The 3018-nt window shown below is 69.8% G+C and carries 2 protein-coding genes; both read right to left on the bottom strand.

Annotated elements, in window-relative coordinates; genetic code table 11:
• Positions 1-53 precede the first annotated feature (53 nt).
• Positions 54-491: an SsgA family sporulation/cell division regulator gene (locus AC08ON_RS15615; RefSeq protein WP_476608109.1), complete on the bottom strand. Its 438-nt coding sequence runs from the start codon at positions 489-491 to the stop codon at positions 54-56.
• Positions 492-830: 339 nt separating this feature from the next.
• Positions 831-3018 (bottom strand): protein kinase family protein (locus AC08ON_RS15610; RefSeq protein WP_476617227.1); only part of this gene is annotated, 2188 nt, incomplete at its 5' end.

Genomic DNA, 3018 nt, shown 5'->3' with positions numbered 1-3018 from the left:
AGAATCGTCATTACCAGAGTTCATGGTGAGATCTTTGAGAACACCCGAAGCGGTCAGGTGTTCCGAGTGCGCAGCAGCATGTGAAGCTCGTTGTCCCAGTCGATGCCGTTGCTCTCCCGCCCCGCTGGAACCTGCCCGTGGCAGTCGGCGAGAAAGGCAGTGACTTTCGACTTCGCCAACTCGAGATCGGCATGCCCCGACGGGCTGGACAGGGATACCATGATCACAGACTGCCCCCTGGACTTCGTCGGCCGGATGCGCACGTCGCCGGTCCCGGCGGGAACCTCGATCCCTTCGGCCAGCAGCGCGCGGGCGAAGATCCAGGTGATGGCTTCTTCACCGGGACGTAGGATCAACTCGATGGCGAAGGGATCAGCCGGGTCATAACGGAGTGTGCCGGAGATCGCCTCTCGCTCCCCCTCCTCCGTGACGTAGTCAACGGATAGATCGCGCGCCACGACATGCGCGGGCGTCGAGCTGTGACGGAGCATCGCTGCCTCCCAACACGGTCGGATTCGACACTGTTCAGCATCGCGCCCGGCGACGCTCGGTTTGGCCGCCCGACGGGCCTCTCTGGACGGGCGGATCAACCCGGCACGGCTAGGCCGGTCGGCATAGCCGGCGAGTAAACGCAACGTCACGGTTCCATCGCTATTTTGTCGCGGTTTCGGCGACCCCACGTCGAGAGATTCCGGCCGAGTCCACCGACGGGTGCGGCGATGACCTCGTCACTGGCCCGACGGGTGTCGACGCTGGCCGTCGTACCGGTGGGAGGGAGCCGGCCCAGGCCGTCAGGACCATCCGCCCCCACCGGCCGACCCGTCGTCAGCTCAGCCGCAGGGAGCCCGGTAGCCCATATCTCTGAAGGCAGTGCTCCATTCACCGGCGGTGATCCGGTTCGCCGGATCGGCGCACGCGGTGTCCGCGAGCCGGCCGGGCTCGGCGTCCCACAGCCGCAATGTCCCGTCGTGACCAGCCGAGACGACGACGCCCGTGCCGGAGACGAAGGCGATCGCGCTGATCGGCTGGGTGTGCCCGTGCCACTGGGTCAGCAGGATCGGCGTGTCCAGGCGGGAGATGTCGGTCAGCCGGACCGTCTCGTCATCGCCGGCGGAGGCGACGACGTCGGCACCCGGCTCGAAGGCCACGCTCTGGATCCCGCCCAGAGAGCCGGTGGCGACGCCACGGGCGGGATTATCCGGATACCGCACCTCCCACAGGCGCACCGTGGCGTCGACGCCGCCGGAGACCAGAACGCCTCCGTCGCCGGTGAAGACCACGGACCGCACCCCACGGCTGTGCCCGCGCAGGATTCCACCCGCGGTCGGCCGCGCCGCGTCCCGGATGTTCCACAGATGGACGGTGCCGTCCTCACCAGCGAACGCGAGCGGGGTGCCGTTAGGCGCGAAGGCCATCGAGCGCACTCCCCCGGTCTGACCGTCCGCCCGGACGCGCTGCTTCGGACGCGCCGGGTCCGTGACGTCCCACAGCGCGACGATGCCGTCCGCACTCGCGGACCCGAGAGTGTTGCTGTCCGGGCTGAAGGCCACCGACTTCACCGCGTCGGTGTGGGCCTGGATGGTTGACCATCGGACCATCTGCTCGGGGTCGTGCAGGTTCCACAGTCGGATTGTGCCGTCGGAATGACCCGCGGCGAGCAGGCCACCGTCCCGGTTGAACGCCAGCGACTCGACCCAGCTGCGGCTCGGCACCGAGACGGAGGTGCGCCGGACCAGCTCGGTCCGACCGACGACTTCCCATAACGTGACCGTTCCGTTGTCGCTCCCCGCCGCGATCCAGTGCCCGTCCGGGCTCACCGCGAGCGCCAGCAGGGCACCGGTCCCGACGGGGATGGTGGTCGGGGTGATCCCGGCACCGAACAGCGCGATCATCGCGCTCCGGGTCCTGGCCGAGCGCGGCTCGGCGCGGTAGGCCGCGAGCGCGAGCCGGCGAGCGAGTCCCGTGTTGCCGTCCTGGAGGAGCAGCGCCCGTTCGGCGACCGCTTCAGGCACGCTCATCTCGGTCCGCGAGCCCCCGCCCCTGGTGGACACGATGGCAACCGTCGTCACGAGCACGGTGACGGCGGCCACCAGGGCAACGATGATCAGCGGACGTCGGTTGCGGGCCCGGTCGCCCGGTGGCGCGGCGGACGGGGACCTCCGCGACGACGAGGACGACCGCTGAGACGAGGACGACGAGGACGCTCCTCGCCCGGGGTCCTGGCTGTGTTCGTCCTCGGTCCAGACCGTCACCAGAGCATCGGCGAGGGACGACGAGCCTGCGCCCGGCCGCCAGCGGGCATCCGGCCCGGACGGTGACGCCTCGCTCCCCGACGAGGACGACCCGAGCCCGGGAGAAGAGGTCGGGCCCGGAACCGACGACGGGCCGGACCGGGCTGGTGCCCCGGGAATGCCCGGCCCCGGGAACGAGATCAGGTTCGCGGGCGGCGGGGGTCCGATCGGCTGATGGCCGGTGACGGGCGTGATCGGACCCGCGAGGTCGGCGTCGCTCGCCGACGTTCCGGAGGCGCCGCCGGGGGACGTGTTCAGCGGCCGGATCAGCGCGGTCACCTCGGACAGGGACAGCCCCTTGACCGCCATCGGGGCTTCGACACGTAGGTCTAGAAGGCGCGCGTAGAGCTTCTCGGCGGTGGGTCGCTCCGCCGCTGCCTTGCGCATCGCATCGGAGACCAGGGGCCGCAGGCTGTCCTCGAAGCCGTCAAGCGTCGGAAGATCGTTGACCGTCCGGTACAGCACGCTGGGAGCGGGGCCGTTACCGAACGGGTAACGACCGATCCCGGCGAAGATGAGGATACCGCCCCAGGCGAACACGTCCGCCGCCGAGGTGACCTGCTCGCCCAGGGCCTGTTCCGGCGCCATGAACGCCGGCGTCCCGAGCTGGCGATCCCCGCTGAGTACCGTCGCGGAGTCCAGGGCGCGCGCGATACCGAAATCGATCACTTTCGGCCCGAGCCGGGACAGCAGGATGTTGGACGGCTTCAGATCCCGGTGCACGAGT

The sequence above is a fragment of the Frankia sp. CoWAU3 genome (genome assembly GCF_977971855.1).
Note: the sequence above shows the minus strand (reverse complement) of the source record. Positions and strands in the feature narration are given on the sequence as shown.

Excerpts from the sequence above, each read along its gene's own strand:
- AC08ON_RS15615 (WP_476608109.1), bottom strand. The coding sequence starts at position 491 with ATGCTCCGTCACAGCTCGACGCCCGCGCATGTCGTGGCGCGCGATCTA.